This window comes from Aquabacter sp. (assembly GCF_965279295.1).
GTDB lineage: Bacteria > Pseudomonadota > Alphaproteobacteria > Rhizobiales > Xanthobacteraceae > Aquabacter.
This window is the reverse complement of the sequence record NZ_CBDIHQ010000015.1, coordinates 33,434-52,966: the sequence shown is the minus strand read 5'-3', so window position 1 is coordinate 52,966 and position 19,533 is coordinate 33,434. Positions and strand designations below refer to the sequence as shown.

The following is a 19,533-nucleotide window of genomic DNA, read 5'->3' as shown; positions in this document are numbered from 1 at the left end:
TAGGCGAAGGTCCGCACGGTATAAAACCTTCGATGGCCGTTGCTTTCGCGGAAGCGGGTGATTTGAATGGGTTTAAACTTGGGGGCTGAAAAATGCATGAACAGACGCGCTGGACCAAAGTGTGGGATGCCCCGACTCGCCTGTTTCACTGGGCACTCGTCGCGCTCGTGGCCGGCGCCTATGTGACCGCGAAGAACGGCTGGATCGACTGGCATTTCCGCTGCGGCTACTCGATCCTCACCCTGCTGCTGTTCCGGATCATGTGGGGTATCCTGGGGAGCGACACGGCGCGGTTCGCCCGCTTCCTGAAATCGCCGTTCGCGGCGCTCCGCCATCTCGGCCACTTCACACGCCGCGAGCCGGATACCGAGATCGGCCACAATGCCGCCGGCGGCCTCATGGTCGTGGTGATGCTGGCGCTGCTGTGCTTTCAGGTGGGTTCGGGCCTGTTCGCCAATGATGGCCTGTTCACCGAAGGCCCGCTGGCCAAATATGCCAACGGCCTCAGCGACCGCATCACCGACTGGCACGTCTTCAACTTCAACCTGATCCTGGCCGTCATCGTCATGCATGTGCTGGCGATCATCGGCTACGCGGTGGTGAAGCGGCATGATCTGGTGCGGCCGATGGTGACCGGCAAGAAGCGCCTGCCTGTGAGTATCGCGCCGCCCCACATGGCCTCGCTCATTCTCGCACTGGCGATCTTCGCCGTGGCGGCAGGGGCGGTGTGGGCGCTCGCGAACTACGCTTGAAAATGAGCCGACATGCCCGAGCCGAACTCGGGCATGTCGGTAAATCGCCGATCAGCGCAGGCGAAAGGTGCTGTGACAGCTGCGGCAGGTGTTGGCGACGGCGGTGAAGGCCACCTTGAAGCCATCCGCGGTGCCGATGCCGGAGACATTCTGCGCCACCGCCGCGTTGAATTTCGCCAGCTCGGCGTCAAAACCCGCGCGATCGGACCAGATGGCCGGCGCGGCCTTGGTGTCCCCCGTCTCCGAGCCGGCCGGAAACAACGTGCCGAACTTGGCGCCGTCTTCCGCGAAGGTCTTAAAGATCGTCGCTGCCTTGGCGGCGTCGAACGGCGTCTCGCCCTTGAGCATGGAAGCGCCGATCCCGGTCTGATCGCCGATCTGCTTCATCAGCGCCTTGCGCGCCGCGATCGGGTCGGACTGCGCAATGGCGGCACCCGCCACCAGGGGAATGAGAAGGCCGGCAACGAGAAACACGCGCATAAGCAGCTCCGTGATGGAATCGCTCTAACTTAAGCGCGCTTACGAATGGGAAGCCAGAGCCCGGCTGTCACGCTCTCGCGAGAAGGGCTGTGTCACTTTGCACCGCGCGCACCCTCAATCGCTGAAAAGATCGCGGCGGCGGTGGCGGGCATGTCGATGTGGGAGACGCCATAGCCGCGCCACAGCGCATCGATCACCGCATTCATCACGGCGGGGCACGAGCCGATGGCTCCCGCCTCCCCCGCGCCTTTCACCCCCAGCGGGTTGGTGGTGCAGGGCACGTTGCGGGTCTCGAAGTGGATCCACGGAATGTCGTCGGCGCGGGGCAGCGCATAGTCCATGAAGCTCGCGGTCAGGAGTTGGCCCTGCTCGTCATAGACCGTGCGCTCCAGCAACGCCTGGCCGATGCCCTGGGCGATGCCGCCGTGAACCTGGCCTTCGAGCATGGCCGGCGTCACCACTGCTCCGAAATCATCGACCACCACATAGGTCGCGATCTCAACCGCGCCGGTCAGGGGGTCGATTTCGACCTCGCAGACGTGCGTGCCGTTCGGATATGTCGCCTCCTTGGGAGCGAAGGCATCCTGAGCGGCAATGCGGTCCTCGGTTGCTTCCGGCAGTGCCGCAAGTTCCGCGAATGTCATGCGCCGGTCGGTGCCCGCGACCTCGACGCTTCCACCCACCAATTCAATATCGCCCGCATCCGCCTCGAGTGCGTCGGCACCCAGAGAGCGCAGCTTTTCCGCGAGAATGCGCGCGGCCCCCGCCACCGCGGCGCCGCCCACGGGGATCGAACGCGACCCTCCGGTTCCGTGGCCCTCGGCGAGATCGTCGGTGTCGCCCTGGAGCACGTCCACCTGCTCCAATGGCACCTTGAGATGCGCTGCCGCGAGATGGGCATAGGCGGTCCTGTGGCCTTGCCCGGTGGATTGCGAGCCGATCTTGATGCGGATGCGCCCATCCTTCTCAAGCCGCAGGAACGCCGGCTCAGGCAAGCCGCCACCGCACGCCTCGATATAGGTCGCAAACCCGAAGCCGCGCAGCTTGCCTCGCGAAGACGCCTCTTCCGCCCGTGCGGCGAAGCCCGCCTGATCGGCCACCAACAACGCGCGGGTCATGTGCCCGTCGAATTCGCCGCTGTCGTACACGCGCCCGGACCCGGTCTGGTAGGGCATCTGCGCGGGCGTGATGAAGTTGCGGCGGCGCAGTTCGTCCGGTGCAATTCCCAGTTCGCGGGCGGCGGCGTCCACCAGCCGCTCGATGACATAAGCCGCTTCTGGGCGACCGGCGCCGCGATAGGCGTCCACCGGAACGGTATGGGTGTAGATGCCCCTGATGCGCGCATGAAAAGCCGGAATGTCATAGACGCCCGGCAGCATGCGCCCCCCGCCGACCGGCACGAACGGGCCATAAAAATTCAGATACGCCCCCATGTTGGCGAGCGTATCCACCTTCAAAGCCAGGAACCTGCCGTCCGCATCCAGCGCCAGCTCGGCCGTGGTGATGTTGTCGCGCCCGTGGCTGTCCGCCTGGAAATGCTCGTTCCGGTCGCTGATCCACGCCAGCGGTGTCCCGAGCCGGCGCGCCGCCAGCGCGGCGAGGGGATATTCGACGAATGGAAACATCTTCGTGCCGAAGCCACCGCCGACATCCGGGGTGATGACCCGCAGGTCCGCTTGCGGCCAATGGAGAACCTTGTCGGCGATGGCGTCGCGCAGACGGTGGCTGCCCTGGCTGCCGAGGGTGAGCCGAACGCGGCCGGTTTCCTCCACCTCGGCCAGCACGCCGCGCGGTTCCAGATAATTGGTCACGACACGATTGTTGACGAGCTTGATGCGCACGATCTTGGCCGCGCATGCGAAGGCGGCCTCTACCGGAGGCGCGGCGCCAAGTTCGCTGGTGAAGGCGGTGTTGCTCCCGCGATCCTCCCACACCAAGGGCGCGCCATCTTCCAGCGCCGCCTCCATGTCGGACACCACATCGAGCGGCTCCCAATCCACCGCCATCGCCTCGGCGGCGTCACGCGCCAAATCCAGCGTGTCGGCGACGATGAAAGCGATGGCATCTCCCACATGCCGCGCGATGTCCTTGGCGAGAACCGGCCGATGGGGTTGCCAAAGATGGTCCTCGCCGACCACGGGAATCACCGCGCCGATGGGCATGGAGCCGAGATCCGCGATGTCTGGCGCGGTGAGCACGAGGCGCACGCCCGGCATGGACGAAATGGTGTCCGCATTTGCGATGGAGAAGCGCGCATGGGCATACGGCGAGCGCACCACATAGGCGACCTTGGCCCCGACAGCCGCCGCAGCGTCCCCGACATAGCGACCGCCGCCGGTGAGCAAGACCGGATCTTCCAGCCGCGTGAATGGCTGGCCGTGGCCGAACTTCATGGTGTTCATGGCAATGCTCCGGCAGAGGGACGCGCGGCGCGGGCGCGGAAAAGCATCCAGCGCATTTGGTAGGCAATCCGAACCCGCGCAACAGCTGGGCAATGCCGACGATGCATCACCCAACGTCAGCGTGGCTTTTATGCCTCAGCGGCGTGCCACCATCGCGGCCACCGCGTCGCGCACCTCTTCCACCCGCTCACGCGAGCGGGAGCGCACCACGATATTCGTGTTGGGGCCGATATCGTCGATGAAGGGGTAGGAGCCGATGGCGACATCAGGGAACTGCCGGGCGATTTCGCCGAGCGGCGCCGCAATGTCCCCCTCCTTCGCATTGGCGCGGATCGTTTCCGAAAGCATGGGCACGCCGGTCTTGAGCGTGGGGATAATGGCTTCCAGCATGGCGTGCATGATGCGCGGCACACCGGCCATCACATAAACATTACCGATGTTGAACCCAGGCGCCTTCGACACGGTGTTCACCACAAGTTCGGCGCCATCGGGAATGCGCGCCATGCGCAGGCGCGCTTCATTGAGATCCTTCTCCGCGATGTATTCCAGCAGCATGGCGCGGGCGCGGGGATCGACATCAATGGAAACACCGAACGCCTTGGCCACCGCATCCGCGGTTATGTCGTCGTGGGTGGGACCAATTCCCCCTGTTGTGAAGACATAGACGTAGCGCGTGCGCAGCGCATTAAGGGCTGCAACGATCTCTTCCTCGACATCGGGCACCACGCGCACTTCGCGCACATCCACGCCGATTTCGGTGAGCCGTTCGGCGATATGGCCGATGTTTTTATCCTTTGTCCGGCCGGAGAGGATCTCATCCCCAATAACCAGTATGGCGGCCGTGACCGTTTGTGCGCCCTGTGCCCCGTCCATATCGCGTCTCCGTGCTCGGTACGAAGGCACCACCGCCTATCGTGCCCATCATTTTAGCAGTTCCAAGGTCAGCTTAACCTTCGCACCCGCTTGCCAAGCTTTCCTCTTCCTTGGCACGATGTTTGTACATAGGCTGCGGTGAAGCGGAGTGGCAGTCCAGATGCGGCGTATTTTCGACGAGATGTCAGGTGAAGATGGCAAAGTCCGTCAAGCCTATGAGGCACTTCAGGGCTGGCTCAGCAAGGTCCCCCATGACCAGCTTGAGCAGCGCCGTAAGGAAGCCGAATTCATTTTCCGGCGTATCGGAATTACGTTCGCCGTCTATGGGGAGCAGAATTCACAAGAACGCCTGATCCCATTCGATATCGTTCCGCGCATCATCACGAATAAAGAATGGTCCGGCCTCGCCAAGGGGCTGGAACAGCGCGTGAAGGCGCTGAACCTCTATATCAATGACGTTTACGGCAAGCGTGAGCTGCTGAAGGCCGGCATCATCCCGGAAGAGCTGATCTTACAGAATCCGGCTTTCCGCCCCGAGATGAACGGCCAGCGCGTGCCGCACGACCTCTACGTGCACATCGCCGGCATCGACATCGTGCGCACCGACCCCGACACGTTCTACGTGCTCGAAGACAATGCCCGCACCCCCTCCGGCGTGTCCTACATGCTCGAGAATCGCGAGATCATGCTGCGCCTGTTCCCGGAGCTGTTCTCGCTGCACAAGGTGGCGCCGGTCGACAAATATGCCGACGATCTGCTGGCGACGCTGCGCTCGCTCTCCCCGCGCAGCGGCGACGAGCCAAACGTGGCGATCCTCACCCCAGGCATCTACAATTCGGCTTATTACGAGCACTCCTTCCTGGCCGACAAGCTGGGCGTGGACCTCGTGGAAGGACGCGACCTGTTCGTGAAGGACAATGTGGTGTTCATGCGCACCACTGAGGGGCCGAAGCGGGTCGACGTGATCTACCGCCGCCTCGACGACGACTACCTCGATCCCCTCGCCTTCCGGCCGGACAGCATCCTCGGCGTGCCGGGGCTCATGAGCGCCTATCTCGCCGGCAACGTCACCCTCACCAATGCGGTGGGCACCGGCGTCGCGGATGACAAGGCGGTCTATTCCTACATGCCGGAAGTCATCAAGTTCTTCCTTGGTGAGGAGCCGATCCTGCCGAACGTGCCGACCTATCGGTGCCGCGAACCGGACCATCTGAAGTATGTGCTCGAACACCTGCCGGAACTGGTGGTGAAGGAAGTGCACGGTTCGGGCGGTTACGGCATGCTCGTCGGTCCGAAGGCCGACAAGGCGCAGATCGAGGTGTTCCGCGCCAAGCTGAAGCACGATCCCGCAAACTTCATCGCCCAGCCGACCCTTGCCCTGTCCACTTGCCCGACGCTGGTGGCGGAAGGCGTCGCGCCGCGTCACGTTGATCTGCGGCCGTTCATTCTCTCCGGCAGCGACAAGGTGCGGATCGTCCCCGGCGGCCTCACCCGCGTCGCCATGACGGAAGGCTCTCTGGTGGTGAATTCCAGCCAGGGCGGCGGCACCAAGGATACCTGGGTCCTCGACACCTGAATCGACGCCGCCCGGCGTCGCCACCCAGCCATTTTTGCCAGATGGGCCAATCATGCTCTCCCGTACCGCAGACAACATCTACTGGCTCACCCGATACGTAGAGCGCGCCGACTGTCTTGCGCGCATTCTCGACGTGGCCCAGCGCCTTTCCTACATGCCGGTGACCTACGGCGGCTCCACCAACGAGTGGAGTTCCGTGGTTCTCACCGCCGGCTGCGCCGATCAGTTCGTGGAAAAGCACGGGTCCATCGAAAAGGCGACGGAGGAGAACGTTGTCTCCTTCCTCGCGCTCGATCCCGAAAATCCCACCTCGATCCGCAACTGCTTCGAGATGGCGCGCACCAACGCCCGTTCGGTGCGCACCGCGCTGACCTCCGAGATGTGGGACGCCATCAACGGCGCCTGGATCGAACTGCGGGCCTTTCCCGACCGTGCGCTCAGCCGGGATGAACTGACCCGCTTCCTTGCCTTCGTGAAGGAGACATCGCTGCGGTTCGACGGCGCAATGCACCGCACGATGCTTCGGAACGACGCCTATTGGTTCGCCCGCACCGGCACCTATGTGGAGCGTTCCGACAACACCGCGCGCATTCTCGACGTGAAGTACCATGTGCTTCTGCCCGAGAAGGAGCATGTGGGCGGACCGCTGGATTATTTCCAGTGGGCATCGATCCTGCGCTCCGTGTCCGCGCTCACCGCGTTCCACTGGGTCTACCGGGACAGCGTCAAGCCCTGGCTGGTTGCGGACCTTCTCATTCTCAACCGCGCTATGCCACGCTCGCTGGCAAGCTGCTACGAGAATCTGACCCGCTCGCTGGACGATATCGCCGATGCCTATGGCCGCCAGGGTCCGGCCCAGCGGCTGGCCCGCAGTACGCGCGCGCGGCTAAGCAACCAATCCATTGATGACGTGTTTAACACCGGACTGCACGAATTCATCGAGGAGTTCGTGTCGGACAACAACAAGCTGGGCGCTGAAATCGCCGAGCAATACCTTATCTAAGGCGCGGCGCTCCGCGCCGCCCACCAGACGAGGATGCGATGCGCGTACGAGTTCGGCATGAAGTGATTCATCGGCTGGAGCCGGGAACGCGCACCGCCATTGTCCGTCTTCTGATGACGCCACGGGATCACGACGGCCAGTATATTCAGCGCTGGTCGCTGGATGTGCAGACGGACTGCCGGCTGTATCCACACGAGGATTCGTTCGGCAATCTCACGCACACCTTCACACTTGAAGGCCCTGCCGAAGAAATCGTCGTGGTTGCCACCGGCGAGGTCGATACACAGGACTACACTGGCATCGTAAGGGGCACAGTGGAGCGTTTCCCGCCCTCGCTGTTCCTACGCTCGACCGAGCAGACCGAGCCCACCCCTGCGATACGGGCGTTCGCGGACACAATTCGCGGCGAGGCCGGTGATGTGCTCGGTCAGCTTCATGCGCTGATGGGCGAGATCAACGAGACATTCGAGGAAGTGCCGCGTGCGGTCGATGCAGCAGCGGGTTCGGCTGCAGGTATTCTGGCGAAAAAAGCCGGCTGTTCGGGCGGCCTGACCCATGTGTTCACCGCCGCCTCGCACCATCTTGGCATCCCGGCCCGCCACGTCTGCGGCTATGTCGTGGGCGAAGACGGCGAGATGGAAAGTCGGGAATGGGCGGAGGCTCATGTGCCGAAGATCGGCTGGATCGCCTTCGATTGCGGCCGCGCGCTGTGCGCGACGGACGCGTATGTGCGCCGTGCGGTGGGTCTCGATTCGCTCGGCGTTGCCACGCTCAGGGGGCTTGGCCGCAACGTCAGCGAAGCGGTCACGACCGGCAAGGAGCCCGACCGGCAGCGGGGTCGCCAGTCGCAGAGTCAGCTTCAGAAGTAGCCACCGGGACTTGACCCTTCGCTCCGCGCCTGCGATGCGAACGGAAAGGCACCTGGAGGCCACCATGAGCGAAGCGCCCGCCTACGATCCCCAGAACATCTTCGCAAAGATCCTGCGGGGCGAACTGCCCGTTTTCAAGGTGTACGAGGACGATCGGGCGCTTGCCTTCCTCGATATCATGCCGCGCTCTCCCGGCCACACCTTGGTGATCCCCAAGGCACCTGCGCGCAACATTCTCGACATCGAGCCCGCCGACCTCGCCTATGTCGCTCAGGTCGCCCAGAAGGTGGCGAAGGCCGGCAAGGCCGTCTTCAACGCCGATGGCGTCACCGTTCAGCAATTCAACGAGGCGGCCGGCGGACAGGTGGTGTTTCACCTGCACGTCCATGTGATCCCGCGCCATGAGGGCGTTCCCATGAAGCCGGCGGCGAGCATCAAGGAAGACATGGCCGTATTGGCCCAGCATGCTGATTTGCTGAAGGCCGCACTCGCCGGCTGATCCATCCCGAACCGGCGGACGAAGCAGACATGGATATTGCGGTTATTGCCCTGTCCGCCCGGCCGCTTGCGGCCAGCGCCGCTCGTGCCGGGCTCGCAGCATTGGCGCTCGACCTGTTCGCCGGGCTCGACACCTGCGCCCATGCGGCCCGCTGCGTCAGGGTCCACAAGCGAAATGGACTGGCGTTCGACGGCGATGACCTGCTGAAAGCCCTCGCCGAGCTTTCCCCTCCGGGGCTTCCCGTGGTGCTGGGCGGCGGCTTCGAGCACGACACCGCGCTGATGTCGCGGATCGGCGAGCGCAATCCCGTCCTCGGCAACATGGCCGAGACCGTGCGGGTGGTGAAAGACCCCCTCGCCCTGTCGGCGCTCTGTGGCCACCTGGGCATTCCGTTTCCCGCCATCACCCTCGAAGCACCGCAGGATGATTTTCTGGGTGTGCCGCTATTAGAAAAGCGCATTGGCGGGACCGGGGGCCTGCATATCAGCGTGCGCCCGCCGGGCGAGGATGGGCCGCCGGCACCGGATTATTATCTCCAGCGGGATGTGGAGGGAGACTCCTATTCCCTCATCCTCCTGTCCAATGGCCAGGATGTGCGGGTCATCGGCGCGACGCAGCAATGGGCCGACCCGACCCAACGCCGCCCGTTTCGCTATGGCGGCGCCGCCGGACCGGTCGCGCTCCCCCACGGGTTCGGAGGCGAAATCCTCGCCGCCGCGACGCGCATCGCCGGGGTCTGCGGGCTGGTCGGCATCATCTCCTTTGACCTGATGATTTCCCCCCGAGGCTGGTGGCTGCTTGAGGTCAATCCAAGGCCCGGCGTCAGCCTCGAAATCTTCGACACGGAGCCCATGCCGCCTTTGCTGGCGCTGCACCTCGCGGCGTGCGGCGGTAAGCTTCCGGATGCCCTGCCCGCCCCTGCCGGGGTGACAGCGGCGGCGATTCTCTACGCTGACCACCAGATCATGATCCCGGAGGATGCCTGGCCCGCCGACGTGCGCGACCGCACCGCGCCGGGGACGATCATCGCCGAGGGGTTGCCGGTGTGCACGGTGAAGGCGGAGGCAGCCACGCTGGAGGCCGTCCGGTCCATGGTCGCGGAGCGCCTTGTCGAGGTGCGGCAACGCCTCGGCCTGCCGATATAGCCCCCTGCCTGTGAGCAAGCCGGCAAACGGATTAGGCCAGCAACCCTTTCTGAGACAGGATGCAGTGCCAGGGTCGGCATGCCATCCGGCCTCCTTTTTAAACTCCAACTCGACGTGACCTAATGATGGACTCGACCGAACCAGACGACCTCGCCGAGCCAAAAGCGGTCGCGGCCGCAGGTCCACATCGCAGCGACCGCCTGTTCCTGCGCGCGTTGCCGTTCTTCGCGCGCCACGGGGCCAAATCCGCCGAGCAGACCCTGGGCCAGCGTTTCGTTGTGGACGTGGACTGGTGGCAGGACACGCGCCCCGCCGCATGGGCGGACGACGTGAGCCTCACGGTCTCCTACCAGGATGTCTACGATCAGGTGCGCGCGGTGGTGGAGGATGATACGGTCCGCCTGATCGAGACGCTCGCGGAACGCATCGCCATGCGCCTGCTGGACCATTTCAGCCAGATCGAACAGGTGCGGGTGGTGGTCCACAAGCCCGGCGCGCCGATTACCGGCGTCTTCGGGGACGTGGGCGTGGAGATTTTCCGGGGGCGGTGACACACCCTCCCCTCCCTCGACGGGCCGCTCCGCATGGGCCATAACGGCGCCAATCCAGACTGGAGGGGCCTTCGCTCAGTGCCGAGCGGTGAGCCCCTCCGGCGAACCCAACACAAGTGCGGAGAGATCCGGTGAGCGTGACCCTGCAGGCGTATCTTCGCGACTGGGCCGGCGACGTATCCGAAAAGCAGGCGGTTGCCGCCGCTGTGGAGCGCATCGCCGAGGCCGGTGTCACCATCGCGGACCTCATCGCCCAGGGCCCACTCGCCGCGTATTTCGCCAAGGTGCGGGGAGATGAGGCGAATGCCGGCGGCGATACCCAGAAGGAACTCGACGTCATCGCCGAGGAGGCGATCATCGCCGCGCTGAAGACTGCGCCGGTGGCCTTTCTTGGTTCAGAAGAGAGCGAGACCCCGATCCCGCTCAATGCCCAGGGCTCCCTGGTGGTCGCGGTGGACCCGCTGGACGGCTCGTCCAACATCGACACCAACGTCTCTGTCGGCACCATCTATTCCATCCTGCCCTATTCCGCCGCCGCCTTTCCCGATCCGGTCGAAGCCCTGAAGCAGAAGGGCTCCGCCCAGGTCGCCGCCGGCTTCCTGGTCTATGGCCCCTCGACTGTGCTGGTCTCCACCCTCGGCGCCGGCACGCAGGTGTTCGCGCTGGACCGTGCGAGCGGTGAGTTTCTGCTGGCCAACGCTGCGGTGGAAATCCCGGCCGAGACCAAGGAATACGGCGTCAACCAGTCCAATATGCGCCACTGGGACACCCCGATGCGCGGCTATATCGACGATTGCCTCGCCGGCAAGGACGGGCCGCGCGGCAAGGATTTCAACATGCGCTGGGTCGGCTCTATGGTCGCCGACGCCTTCCGCATCTTCACGCGCGGCGGCGTCTATCTCTATACCGGCGACAAGCGCAAGGGCTATGCGGAGGGCCGGCTGCGGCTGATCTATGAGGCGAACCCCGTCGCCTTCATCACCGAGCAAGCCAAGGGCGCCGCCACCGACGGCAAGACCCGCATCCTCGATATCGAGCCGCAGAAGCTGCACCAGCGCATTCCGCTGGTGTTCGGCTCGCGTGAGGAAGTGGCGAAGATCGCCTCCTATTATTGAGACTGGACGCCGCCTCCCCACATAAGGCTGGCCTCCCGGAGTTGACGTCAATGACACTGCCGCTGATCGCCCCGTCCATCCTCGCGTCCGACTTCTCGCGCCTTGGCGAAGAGGTGCGGGATGTGGCCGCGGCGGGGGCGGACTACATCCATCTTGATGTGATGGACGGCCATTTCGTGCCCAACATCACCTTCGGGCCGGACATCATCCGATCGCTGCGGCGCTATACCGACAAGGTGTTCGACGTTCACCTGATGATCTCGCCGGTCGAGCACTATCTCGAAGCCTTTGCGGCGGCGGGCGCGGACATCATCACGGTGCAGGCGGAAGCAACCGACCATCTCGACCGCTGCCTCCAGGTGATCCGGGGCCTCGGCAAAAAGGCCGGCGTCGCGCTGAACCCGGCAACGCCTGAGAGCGCGATCCAATACGTGCTCGACAAGGTCGATCTGGTCTGCGTGATGAGCGTCAATCCCGGCTTCGGCGGGCAGGCGTTCATTCCGGAGGTCATCCCGAAGATCGAGCGCATCCGCGACATGTTGCGCGGGCGCGACATCCGCATCGAGATGGACGGCGGCATCAATCCCAAGACTGGCGCGCTGTGCGTGAAGGCGGGCGCGGACGTTTTGGTTGCCGGCTCCGCCGTCTTCAAGGGCGGCATCGAGGGCTATCGCGCGAATATCTCCGCGATCCGTAACGAGGCGGCGTCCGCTCTGGGGATGGTCGCCTGAGCGGCGCTTGACGAAAAAGAAAAAGAACGTTCGATTGTTTCCTTAAGGCCCGCTAGACGGCCACGGGAGGAAACGGGATGCCGTCTTACGAGGATCTGGTCCGCGAGTTCCGCTGGCGGATTCCCGCGCGCTTCAACATGGGCGTGGCGTGCGCCGATGCCCATGCAACGGGAGCGGGAAAGCCGGCGCTGATCTTCGTGGAGGAAGACGGCGCGGTGGCGCGCTATTCCTTCGAGGATCTCGCCCGCCTGACCAATCGCTTCGCCAATGTGCTGGTCGCCGCTGGGCTTGAGCGGGGCGATCGCGTCGGGGTGTTCCTGCCGCAGGCGCCGGAAACCGCCATCGCCCATATCGCGGCGTTCAAGGCCGGCATGGTCTCGGTGCCGCTGTTCACCTTGTTCGGTGACGAGGCGCTGGAATATCGCCTCTCGGCTTCGGGTGCGAAGGTGTTGGTGACGGACCTTTCCGGCCTCGCCAAACTCTCCGGCGTCCGGCACCGCCTGCCGGACCTGACCCATGTGTTCATCATCGGCCCTGATGGTGGCGCGGAAACCTCTTTCGACGTGGCGCTGTCCCGCGCGTCCGATCATTTCACGGCCGTTGATACCGGGCCGGATGACCCGGCCATCATCATCTTTACCTCGGGCACCACGGGCAATCCCAAGGGCGCGCTGCACGGCCATCGCATTCTGCTAGGGCATCTTCCCTGCATTACTTTCATCCATGAAGGCATGCCGCAGCCCGGCGACCTGCACTGGACACCGGCGGATTGGGCGTGGATCGGCGGACTGTTCGACGTCCTGTTCCCGAGCCTCTATCTCGGCGTGCCCGTGCTGGCCTATCGCGCGAAGAAGTTCGATCCAGATGCGGCTATGGCGCTGATGGCGGACCAGGGCGTTCGTAACGTCTTTCTGCCGCCCACCGCGTTGAAGCTTCTACGGCAGGCAGACGTGCGCCATGGCGGCCTCAAGCTGCGTTCCCTGCTCACCGGCGGTGAATCTCTGGGGGCGGAACTCGGCGCCTTCGTGCGCGAGCGGCTGGGTGTGGAGGCGCGAGAAATCTACGGCCAGACCGAATGCAATCTCGTGGTCGGCTCCAACTCCAGCTTCTTCCCCATCCGTCCAGGCGCCATGGGCAAGCCGATCCCCGGCCATGATGTGCGCATCGTCGATGACGAGGGTGAAGAATTGCCGCCGGGCACCGAAGGCAATGTCGGCATCCGCCGCGGCGACCCGGTGATGATGCTGGAATATTGGCGCAACCCCAGGGCCACGGCCGACAAATATGCCGGCGATTTCCTGCTGACGGGCGATTTGGGCCGGCAGGATGAGGATGGCTATCTCTGGTACGTCAGCCGGTCGGATGATGTCATCACGTCCGCCGGCTACCGCATCGGCCCGGGGGAGATCGAAGACTGCATCCTGCGCCACCCGGCCGTCGCTTTGGTGGCGGTGGTGGGCATACCGGATCCGCTGCGGACGGAAGCGGTCAAGGCATGGATCGTGCTGAAAGCCGGCCACGCGGCGTCCGACGACCTCGCGGCAACGATCCAGCGGCATGTGCGGGACCGCCTGTCGGCCCATGAATACCCGCGCCATGTCGCCTTCACCGATGCGCTGCCCATGACGGCCACGGGCAAAATTCTGCGCCGGGAGCTTCGGGCGCGGGGCTGAGCGGATTTGAACGCGGCGGAGCGAAAAGCAGAATACCAGGGTACGGCATAGTTTCGGAACGGTTCTTGCTTGGCCGATAGCGGGGCGCCTTGACCTGAGGGGCACGGCGCGGGATCGGAAGGCTATGGATCTCAACACCATCACCGCGATCTGCCGTCCGCGTAGCCGGACCGAACTGCCTACGTGGAGCGAGGGGGATGCCTGGCTGAGCGGTGGCACGGTTCTCTATGCCCAGGCCCAGCCGCATCTTCGCCGGCTCGTGGATCTCTCGGCGCTTGGATGGGAGCCACTGATCGTTAGCGAAAGCGGGCTGAAGATCGCGGCCACCTGCACCATCGCCCGGCTCAATTCCGCAACTCTGCCTGCGCCATGGGCAGCCAATCCGCTCATCGCCCAATGCTGCCGCGCCCTGATGGCATCCTTCAAGGTTTGGAACATGGCGACCGTGGGTGGCAACCTGTGCGCCGCCCTGCCCGCCGGCGCCATGATCTCGCTGACGGCGGCGTTGGATGGGGTCTGCCTCATCTGGCATCCCGACGGCACGCACCGGCGGATCAGCGTGTTTGATCTGATCCAGGGGGCGGGCGAAACAAGTCTCACCCCCGGAGACATCCTGCGCAGCATCCACCTGCCCGCCGAGGCCCTGACGCGTCGGGCGGCATTCCGCAAGATATCCCTGACCAGCCTGGGCCGATCCGCCGCCCTCATTATCGGCACGCGCCCGCAGGCTGGCGACGCGATGAGCCTGACCATCAGCGCTTCGACGCCCCGACCGGTGCGCTTGGAGCTTTCCGCACACTTGAGCGCGCACGATCTCGAAACAGCGATCGACACCGTCATTCCACCCGAAGGCTATTTCGACGACATCCACGGGGCGCCCGAATGGCGTCGCGACGTCACGCTGCATCTTGCTGAAGAGGTTCGGCGGGAACTGAGTGGGGCGAGCGCCCCATGAGGTTTCAAGTCAACGGCGCATCCCTCCACGCAGAGCCCCGCCCCGGCCAGTGTCTGCGCACGCTGCTGCGCGAGCTGGGCAATTTCGGCGTGAAGAAGGGGTGCGATACCGGGGATTGCGGCGCCTGCACCGTCCATGTGGACGGAGAGCCGGTGCATAGCTGTCTCTACCCGGCCTTCCGCGCCGAGGATTGCGAGATCACCACCATCGAGGGGCTGGCGCGGGACGGCGCGCTTCACCCGGTGCAGCAGGGCTTTCTCTCCGCCCAGGGCTTCCAGTGCGGCTTTTGCACCGCTGGCATGATCATGACGGCGGCCAGCCTCAACCAGGCCCAACGCACCGATCTGCCCGCCGCGCTGAAGGGCAATATCTGCCGGTGCAGCGGCTATCGCTCCATCGAAGATGCCATCTACGGTGAAACGCACATCGAGACGGCAGAGCCTGGCGCGGCTTGTGGGCGAAGCCTCCCCTCCCCGGCCGGCCCCGCCATCGTCACCGGCACCGCGCGCTACACCATGGATGTGGCGCCGGAGAACCTCGCGCACCTGAAGCTGCTGCGCTCGCCGCATCCCCATGCCCGCATCGTCTCCATCGATACCTCAGCCGCCTTGTGTGTGCCCGGCGTCATCGCCGTGCTGACCCACGCGGATGCGCCCCCGGCGCTGTTTTCCACCGCACGGCACCAGATCGTCACCGACGACGTGGACGACACCCGCGTGCTTGACGATGTGGTGCGCTTCGTCGGCCAGCGGGTGGCGGCGGTGATCGCGGAAAGCGAGGCTGCGGCTGAGGAGGGATGCCGGCTGGTGGTCGTAACCTACGACCCACTGCCGGCGGTCTTCGACCCGGAGGCGGCGATGCAGCCTGGCGCGCCGGTGCTGCATGAAAAAGATGCCGCCGCCAGCCGAATCCGTGCCCCCGCGCGCAACATCCTCGCCGAGCTTCATGGCGACATCGGTGATGTGGAAGCCGGTTTCGCCGAGGCTGCGGTGGTCCACGAAGGCACCTATTCCTCCCAGCGGGTCCAGCACGGCCATCTGGAAACCCACGGCTGCATCGGCTGGCAGGATGCGGACGGGCGCCTCACCATACGCACCTCATCGCAGACGCCGTTCCTGACCCGCGATGCCCTGGCGGCTCTGTTCGATCTCGACCCCAAACAGGTCCGGGTGTTCTGCGAGCGGGTCGGCGGCGGCTTCGGCGGCAAGCAGGAGATGATCACCGAGGACATCGTCGCCCTGGCGGTTCTGAAGACCGGGCGACCGGTGAAATTCGAGATGACGCGGGACGAGCAATTCTCCGCCACCACCTGCCGCCACCCGTTTTCCATCAGGGTGAAGGTTGGCGCGCGGCGTGACGGGACGCTGACAGCCATTCAGATCCACGCACTCGCCAATACCGGTGCCTACGGCAATCACGGCGGCGGCGTGCTGTTCCACGGCTGCAACGAGGCGCTGATCTTCTATCGCTGCGCCAACAAGAAGGTGGATGGATACTCGGTCTACACCAATGTGATGCCCTCCGGCGCGTTTCGCGGCTACGGCCTCAGCCAGACGGTTTTCGCGGTGGAATCCGCCATGGACGAACTGTGCCGGGCGCTGGGTATGGACCCGTTCGACTTCCGCCGGCTCAACATGATCCGGCCCGGCGACGACATGGTGTCCTACGACACCCATCCCCACGACGTGCAGTTCGGCAGCTACGGCCTCGACCAATGCCTGGACATGGTGGAAGCCGCCCTCGACGTCGCCGAAACCCTGCCGCCCCCGGGCGAGGATTGGCTCACCGGGCGGGGGATGGCGACGTGCATGATCGACACCATCCCGCCGCGCGGCCATTTCGCCGACGCGCGCATCACGCTGGCGGCCGACGGGCTTTATGATCTGCACGTCGGCACCGCCGAGTTCGGCAACGGCACGAGTACGGTGCATCTCCAAGTCGCCGCCACCGCGCTCGGGACCCTGCCCTCCCGCATCCGCCTGCACCAATCTGACACCGACCATGTGACCCACGATACCGGGGCTTACGGCAGCACCGGAACCGTGGTTGCCTGCCGCGCCACCGAACGGGCGGCCAAGGCGCTTGCAGCGCGCATTCTCGCGCATGCGGCGGGAGCAGACCCAGCGCATCTCGAAGCCGAATGCGTGGTCGTCGGCGCGACGCGCATCCCACTCGCCGAACTCGCTGGAGATACCGAGCTTTCGGCGGAAGGGCGGGCGGAAGGCACCCCGCGCTCGGTCGCCTTCAATGTCCATGGCTTCAAGGTGGCGGTGCACCCCGTCACGGGAGAGTTGCGCATCCTGAAAAGCATCCAAGCAGCGGATGCGGGGACCGTGATGAACCCACACCAGTGCCGTGGGCAGGTGGAGGGCGGGGTTGCCCAGGCGCTCGGCGCGGCCATGTCCGAGCATCTGCGCATCGGCGCGCAAGGCGAAGTCATCAACCCGACGTTCCGCACCTATCTCATGCCCCGCTTCGCCGACGTCCCCCGGACCGAGGTGCTGTTCGCCCAAACGTCCGACGCGCTCGGGCCGTTCGGCGCGAAATCCATGAGCGAAAGCCCGTACAACCCGGTCACGCCCGCGCTCGCCAACGCCATTCGCGATGCCATCGGGCTGCGGCTCACCACGCCCCCGTTCTCGCCAGACACCATTCACGCCGCCCTTCGCAAGGCCGGACGACGGCACAGGAGTCCCCTCGACGCGTAACCCTCACCCGCCGCCCGAAAGGCCATGAAGATGTTGGAGAAGTATTTCTCTCTGAATGCCAATGGCACGACCGTCCGCACCGAAGTGGTGGCGGGCATCACGACTTTCGTGACGATGGCCTACATCATCTTCATCAATCCCAGTATTCTCGGCGATGCCGGAATGCCCAAGGGCGCGGTGTTCGTTGCCACCTGCCTGGTGGCTGCCATCGGCACCTTCATCATGGGCTTCTATGCCAACTACCCCATCGCCCTCGCGCCGGGCATGGGGCTGAACGCCTACTTCGCTTACGTCGTCGTCCTGCAGATGGGATACACATGGCAGACGGCGCTGGGCGCGGTGTTCATCTCCGGCTGCTGCTTCCTTCTCGTCACCATCTTCGGCATCCGCGACCTCATCGTGCGCGGCATCCCGGAAACGCTGAAGATCGCCATACCCGTGGGTATCGGCCTGTTTCTGGCGATCATCTCCCTGAAGAACGCCGGCATCGTGGTCGCGAATCCCGCCACCTATGTCACCATCGGCAATGTCCATGACCCGAAGGTCATCCTGGCGGTGCTCGGCTTCTTCATGGTGGTCGGGCTGTCGGTGCTGCAGGTGAAGGGCGCGATGCTCATCTCCATCCTCGTCGTCACCGTGCTGAGCTTCTTCTTCGCGGGCAACAGCTTCCACGGCGTCGTGTCCATGCCGCCGTCCCTGGAGCCGACGTTTCTTCAACTCGACATCACCAGCGCCTTGTCCCATGGCTTGCTGAACGTGGTGCTGGTGTTCTTCCTCGTGGAGCTTTTCGACGCCACCGGGACACTGATGGGCGTGGCCCGCAAAGCCAAGCTGTTCAATCCGGAGAAGATGCAGCAGTTCAACCGAGCGCTGATGGCGGATTCCTCGTCCATCTTCATCGGCTCGCTGCTCGGCACGTCGTCCACAACCGCCTATCTGGAAAGCCTGTCCGGCGTGCAGGAGGGCGGGCGTACGGGCCTGACCGCCGTGGTGGTCGGTGTGCTGTTCCTCGCCTGCCTGTTCATCTCGCCGCTGGCCGGCTCGGTGCCGGCCTATGCCACGGCACCGGCCCTGTTCTACGTCGCGTGCCTGATGCTGCGAGAACTGGTGGATCTGCATTGGGACGACATCACGGACGTTATTCCCGGGTGCGTCACGGCCCTGCTAATGCCCTTCACCTATTCGATCGCCAACGGGATCGCCTTCGGCTTCATCTCCTACGCCGGTCTGAAACTCATCACAGGCCGATACAAGCAAGTGACCACCGTCACCTGGATCATCGCGGCCGTCTTCCTGTTCAAGTTCGTCTATGAGGGCTCCGGCGGCTAGCCGGGGGCGCCTTACGCCCGGGTCGAACCCGGGCGTAAGGCTCGGGGATCATTTGCGGGGGCCGACCATGGCGAACATGGCGCCCTGCGGGTCCATGGCCTGGAACACCCAGGCGCCGCCCGGCACTTCCAGGGGGCCGTTGAGGATCTGTCCACCGCCGGCCGTCACCCGGCTCTGGGCAGCGTCGATGTCGTCGCAGGTGAAGTAATACAGCCAGAATGACACCGGCACGCCGGGCGGTCGCGTCATCATCCCGCCCGCCGCTTTCGCGCTCCCGGCGTATTTCCAGAGCTGGTAGATGCCCATTGGGCCCATGTCGATGCCCTGATCCTTCTCCCAGGCAAACTGGCCGGAATAGAAGGTGAAGGCGCTCTCGCGCTCCTGCGTGAGAAGCTCATGCCAGCCCACCACGCCGGAGGTGGTCATGGGGTCGGGCACGGCGCCCATGTCGCCGTCGCCCTTGAACAGGGAGATAATGGCCCCCTGCGGGTCGGCCACGATGGAGAAGCGGCCGATGCCCGGTATATCCGAGGGGTTGCGATAGATGCGTCCCCCGCCGGCAGCGATGGACGCTGTGGCGGTGTCGACATCGTCCACCGCGACATATCCAATCCAGGATGACGGAGCGCCCATCTGCCGGGCCTGGTCCGGCAGTTCCATCATGCCAGCGATGTCGGTGCCGCCCGTGGAAAACAGCGTGTAGGGCATGTCGGACATGCCGGAATCCCGCGCATCCCAGCCGATCACGCTCTTATAGAAAAGTTCGGCTCCCGCCATGTCGGTGGTCATCAGTTCGTACCACACGAACGTGCCGTGCATGGATGTCATCAGGCGCTCTCCCTTGCCTTGCTCCGGGGAGATCATCCTCCGAA

General features: G+C 64.7%; 17 protein-coding genes. 13 read left to right on the top strand and 4 right to left on the bottom strand.

What is annotated here, in order from left to right; translation table 11 throughout:
- Positions 1 to 92: 92 nt before the first annotated feature.
- Complete coding sequence (locus ADADO0_RS10715; protein ID WP_511305129.1) at positions 93 to 752, top strand: cytochrome b/b6 domain-containing protein; 660 nt, start codon at positions 93 to 95, stop codon at positions 750 to 752.
- 51 nt (positions 753 to 803) lie between these two features.
- Here ADADO0_RS10715 and ADADO0_RS10710 read toward each other — a convergent pair whose 3' ends face one another.
- The 3 genes from ADADO0_RS10710 to ADADO0_RS10700 all read right to left on the bottom strand — a co-directional run bounded on the left by ADADO0_RS10710 (position 804) and on the right by ADADO0_RS10700 (position 4,507).
- A complete protein-coding gene (locus ADADO0_RS10710) occupies positions 804 to 1,232 on the bottom strand; it encodes a c-type cytochrome (protein WP_511305128.1) in 429 nt (142 codons plus the stop codon).
- A 92-nt stretch (positions 1,233 to 1,324) separates the two neighbouring features.
- Entirely contained in the window at positions 1,325 to 3,634 is a 2,310-nt protein-coding gene (locus tag ADADO0_RS10705; protein WP_511305127.1) for a xanthine dehydrogenase family protein molybdopterin-binding subunit, read from the bottom strand.
- Positions 3,635 to 3,769: 135 nt separating this feature from the next.
- Positions 3,770 to 4,507, bottom strand: coding sequence for a competence/damage-inducible protein A (locus ADADO0_RS10700; RefSeq protein WP_511305126.1), 738 nt, complete (start codon positions 4,505 to 4,507; stop codon positions 3,770 to 3,772).
- A gap of 160 nt (positions 4,508 to 4,667) precedes the next feature.
- Between ADADO0_RS10700 and ADADO0_RS10695 the strand changes: the two genes are divergently transcribed.
- The 12 genes from ADADO0_RS10695 to ADADO0_RS10640 all read left to right on the top strand — a co-directional run bounded on the left by ADADO0_RS10695 (position 4,668) and on the right by ADADO0_RS10640 (position 18,661).
- The gene (locus tag ADADO0_RS10695; RefSeq protein ID WP_511305125.1) at positions 4,668 to 6,083 is read left to right on the top strand and encodes a circularly permuted type 2 ATP-grasp protein; all 1,416 of its coding nucleotides are present in this window, start codon (positions 4,668 to 4,670) and stop codon (positions 6,081 to 6,083) included.
- Positions 6,084 to 6,135: 52 nt separating this feature from the next.
- Positions 6,136 to 7,086, top strand: a complete 951-nt coding sequence (locus ADADO0_RS10690; protein WP_511305124.1) for an alpha-E domain-containing protein — start codon at positions 6,136 to 6,138, stop codon at positions 7,084 to 7,086.
- Between the two features lie 38 nt (positions 7,087 to 7,124).
- Positions 7,125 to 7,955, top strand: a complete 831-nt coding sequence (locus tag ADADO0_RS10685; protein ID WP_511305123.1) for a transglutaminase family protein — start codon at positions 7,125 to 7,127, stop codon at positions 7,953 to 7,955.
- A gap of 64 nt (positions 7,956 to 8,019) precedes the next feature.
- Entirely contained in the window at positions 8,020 to 8,454 is a 435-nt protein-coding gene (locus ADADO0_RS10680; RefSeq protein ID WP_511305122.1) for an HIT family protein, read from the top strand.
- A gap of 29 nt (positions 8,455 to 8,483) precedes the next feature.
- Positions 8,484 to 9,599, top strand: coding sequence for an ATP-grasp domain-containing protein (locus ADADO0_RS10675; protein ID WP_511305121.1), 1,116 nt, complete (start codon positions 8,484 to 8,486; stop codon positions 9,597 to 9,599).
- 125 nt (positions 9,600 to 9,724) lie between these two features.
- Positions 9,725 to 10,150 (top strand): dihydroneopterin aldolase, encoded by a 426-nt coding sequence (gene folB, locus ADADO0_RS10670; protein ID WP_511305120.1) that lies wholly within the window; start codon positions 9,725 to 9,727, stop codon positions 10,148 to 10,150.
- A gap of 131 nt (positions 10,151 to 10,281) precedes the next feature.
- Positions 10,282 to 11,265, top strand: coding sequence for a class 1 fructose-bisphosphatase (locus ADADO0_RS10665; protein ID WP_511305119.1), 984 nt, complete (start codon positions 10,282 to 10,284; stop codon positions 11,263 to 11,265).
- Between the two features lie 50 nt (positions 11,266 to 11,315).
- A complete protein-coding gene (gene rpe / locus ADADO0_RS10660) occupies positions 11,316 to 11,996 on the top strand; it encodes a ribulose-phosphate 3-epimerase (protein WP_511305118.1) in 681 nt (226 codons plus the stop codon).
- A 77-nt stretch (positions 11,997 to 12,073) separates the two neighbouring features.
- Positions 12,074 to 13,669 carry an acyl-CoA synthetase gene (locus ADADO0_RS10655; protein ID WP_511305117.1) on the top strand — a complete coding sequence of 532 codons (1,596 nt, stop codon included), beginning with the start codon at positions 12,074 to 12,076 and terminating at the stop codon, positions 13,667 to 13,669.
- Positions 13,670 to 13,793: 124 nt separating this feature from the next.
- The gene (locus tag ADADO0_RS10650; protein WP_511305116.1) at positions 13,794 to 14,624 is read left to right on the top strand and encodes an FAD binding domain-containing protein; all 831 of its coding nucleotides are present in this window, start codon (positions 13,794 to 13,796) and stop codon (positions 14,622 to 14,624) included.
- A complete protein-coding gene (locus tag ADADO0_RS10645) occupies positions 14,621 to 17,332 on the top strand; it encodes a molybdopterin-dependent oxidoreductase (protein ID WP_511305115.1) in 2,712 nt (903 codons plus the stop codon). The genes ADADO0_RS10650 and ADADO0_RS10645 overlap by 4 nt, the downstream gene beginning before the upstream one ends.
- 30 nt (positions 17,333 to 17,362) lie before the next feature.
- Positions 17,363 to 18,661 (top strand): NCS2 family permease, encoded by a 1,299-nt coding sequence (locus tag ADADO0_RS10640; protein ID WP_511305469.1) that lies wholly within the window; start codon positions 17,363 to 17,365, stop codon positions 18,659 to 18,661.
- Positions 18,662 to 18,709: 48 nt separating this feature from the next.
- On the opposite strand, the gene ADADO0_RS10635 is transcribed toward ADADO0_RS10640, so the two are convergent.
- Positions 18,710 to 19,480, bottom strand: coding sequence for a VOC family protein (locus ADADO0_RS10635; protein WP_511305468.1), 771 nt, complete (start codon positions 19,478 to 19,480; stop codon positions 18,710 to 18,712).
- Between the last annotated feature and the right edge of the window lie 53 nt (positions 19,481 to 19,533).

What these genes read in the sequence shown, in the direction of transcription:
- ADADO0_RS10715 (WP_511305129.1), top strand. Translation starts at nt 93, where the DNA reads ATGCATGAACAGACGCGCTGGACCAAAGTGTGGGATGCCCCGACTCGC.
- ADADO0_RS10710 (WP_511305128.1), bottom strand. Translation starts at nt 1,232, where the DNA reads ATGCGCGTGTTTCTCGTTGCCGGCCTTCTCATTCCCCTGGTGGCGGGT.
- ADADO0_RS10705 (WP_511305127.1), bottom strand. Translation starts at nt 3,634, where the DNA reads ATGAACACCATGAAGTTCGGCCACGGCCAGCCATTCACGCGGCTGGAA.
- ADADO0_RS10700 (WP_511305126.1), bottom strand. Translation starts at nt 4,507, where the DNA reads ATGGACGGGGCACAGGGCGCACAAACGGTCACGGCCGCCATACTGGTT.
- ADADO0_RS10695 (WP_511305125.1), top strand. Translation starts at nt 4,668, where the DNA reads ATGCGGCGTATTTTCGACGAGATGTCAGGTGAAGATGGCAAAGTCCGT.
- ADADO0_RS10690 (WP_511305124.1), top strand. Translation starts at nt 6,136, where the DNA reads ATGCTCTCCCGTACCGCAGACAACATCTACTGGCTCACCCGATACGTA.
- ADADO0_RS10685 (WP_511305123.1), top strand. Translation starts at nt 7,125, where the DNA reads ATGCGCGTACGAGTTCGGCATGAAGTGATTCATCGGCTGGAGCCGGGA.
- ADADO0_RS10680 (WP_511305122.1), top strand. Translation starts at nt 8,020, where the DNA reads ATGAGCGAAGCGCCCGCCTACGATCCCCAGAACATCTTCGCAAAGATC.
- ADADO0_RS10675 (WP_511305121.1), top strand. Translation starts at nt 8,484, where the DNA reads ATGGATATTGCGGTTATTGCCCTGTCCGCCCGGCCGCTTGCGGCCAGC.
- folB (WP_511305120.1), top strand. Translation starts at nt 9,725, where the DNA reads ATGGACTCGACCGAACCAGACGACCTCGCCGAGCCAAAAGCGGTCGCG.
- rpe (WP_511305118.1), top strand. Translation starts at nt 11,316, where the DNA reads ATGACACTGCCGCTGATCGCCCCGTCCATCCTCGCGTCCGACTTCTCG.
- ADADO0_RS10655 (WP_511305117.1), top strand. Translation starts at nt 12,074, where the DNA reads ATGCCGTCTTACGAGGATCTGGTCCGCGAGTTCCGCTGGCGGATTCCC.
- ADADO0_RS10650 (WP_511305116.1), top strand. Translation starts at nt 13,794, where the DNA reads ATGGATCTCAACACCATCACCGCGATCTGCCGTCCGCGTAGCCGGACC.
- ADADO0_RS10645 (WP_511305115.1), top strand. Translation starts at nt 14,621, where the DNA reads ATGAGGTTTCAAGTCAACGGCGCATCCCTCCACGCAGAGCCCCGCCCC.
- ADADO0_RS10640 (WP_511305469.1), top strand. Translation starts at nt 17,363, where the DNA reads ATGTTGGAGAAGTATTTCTCTCTGAATGCCAATGGCACGACCGTCCGC.
- ADADO0_RS10635 (WP_511305468.1), bottom strand. Translation starts at nt 19,480, where the DNA reads ATGCACGGCACGTTCGTGTGGTACGAACTGATGACCACCGACATGGCG.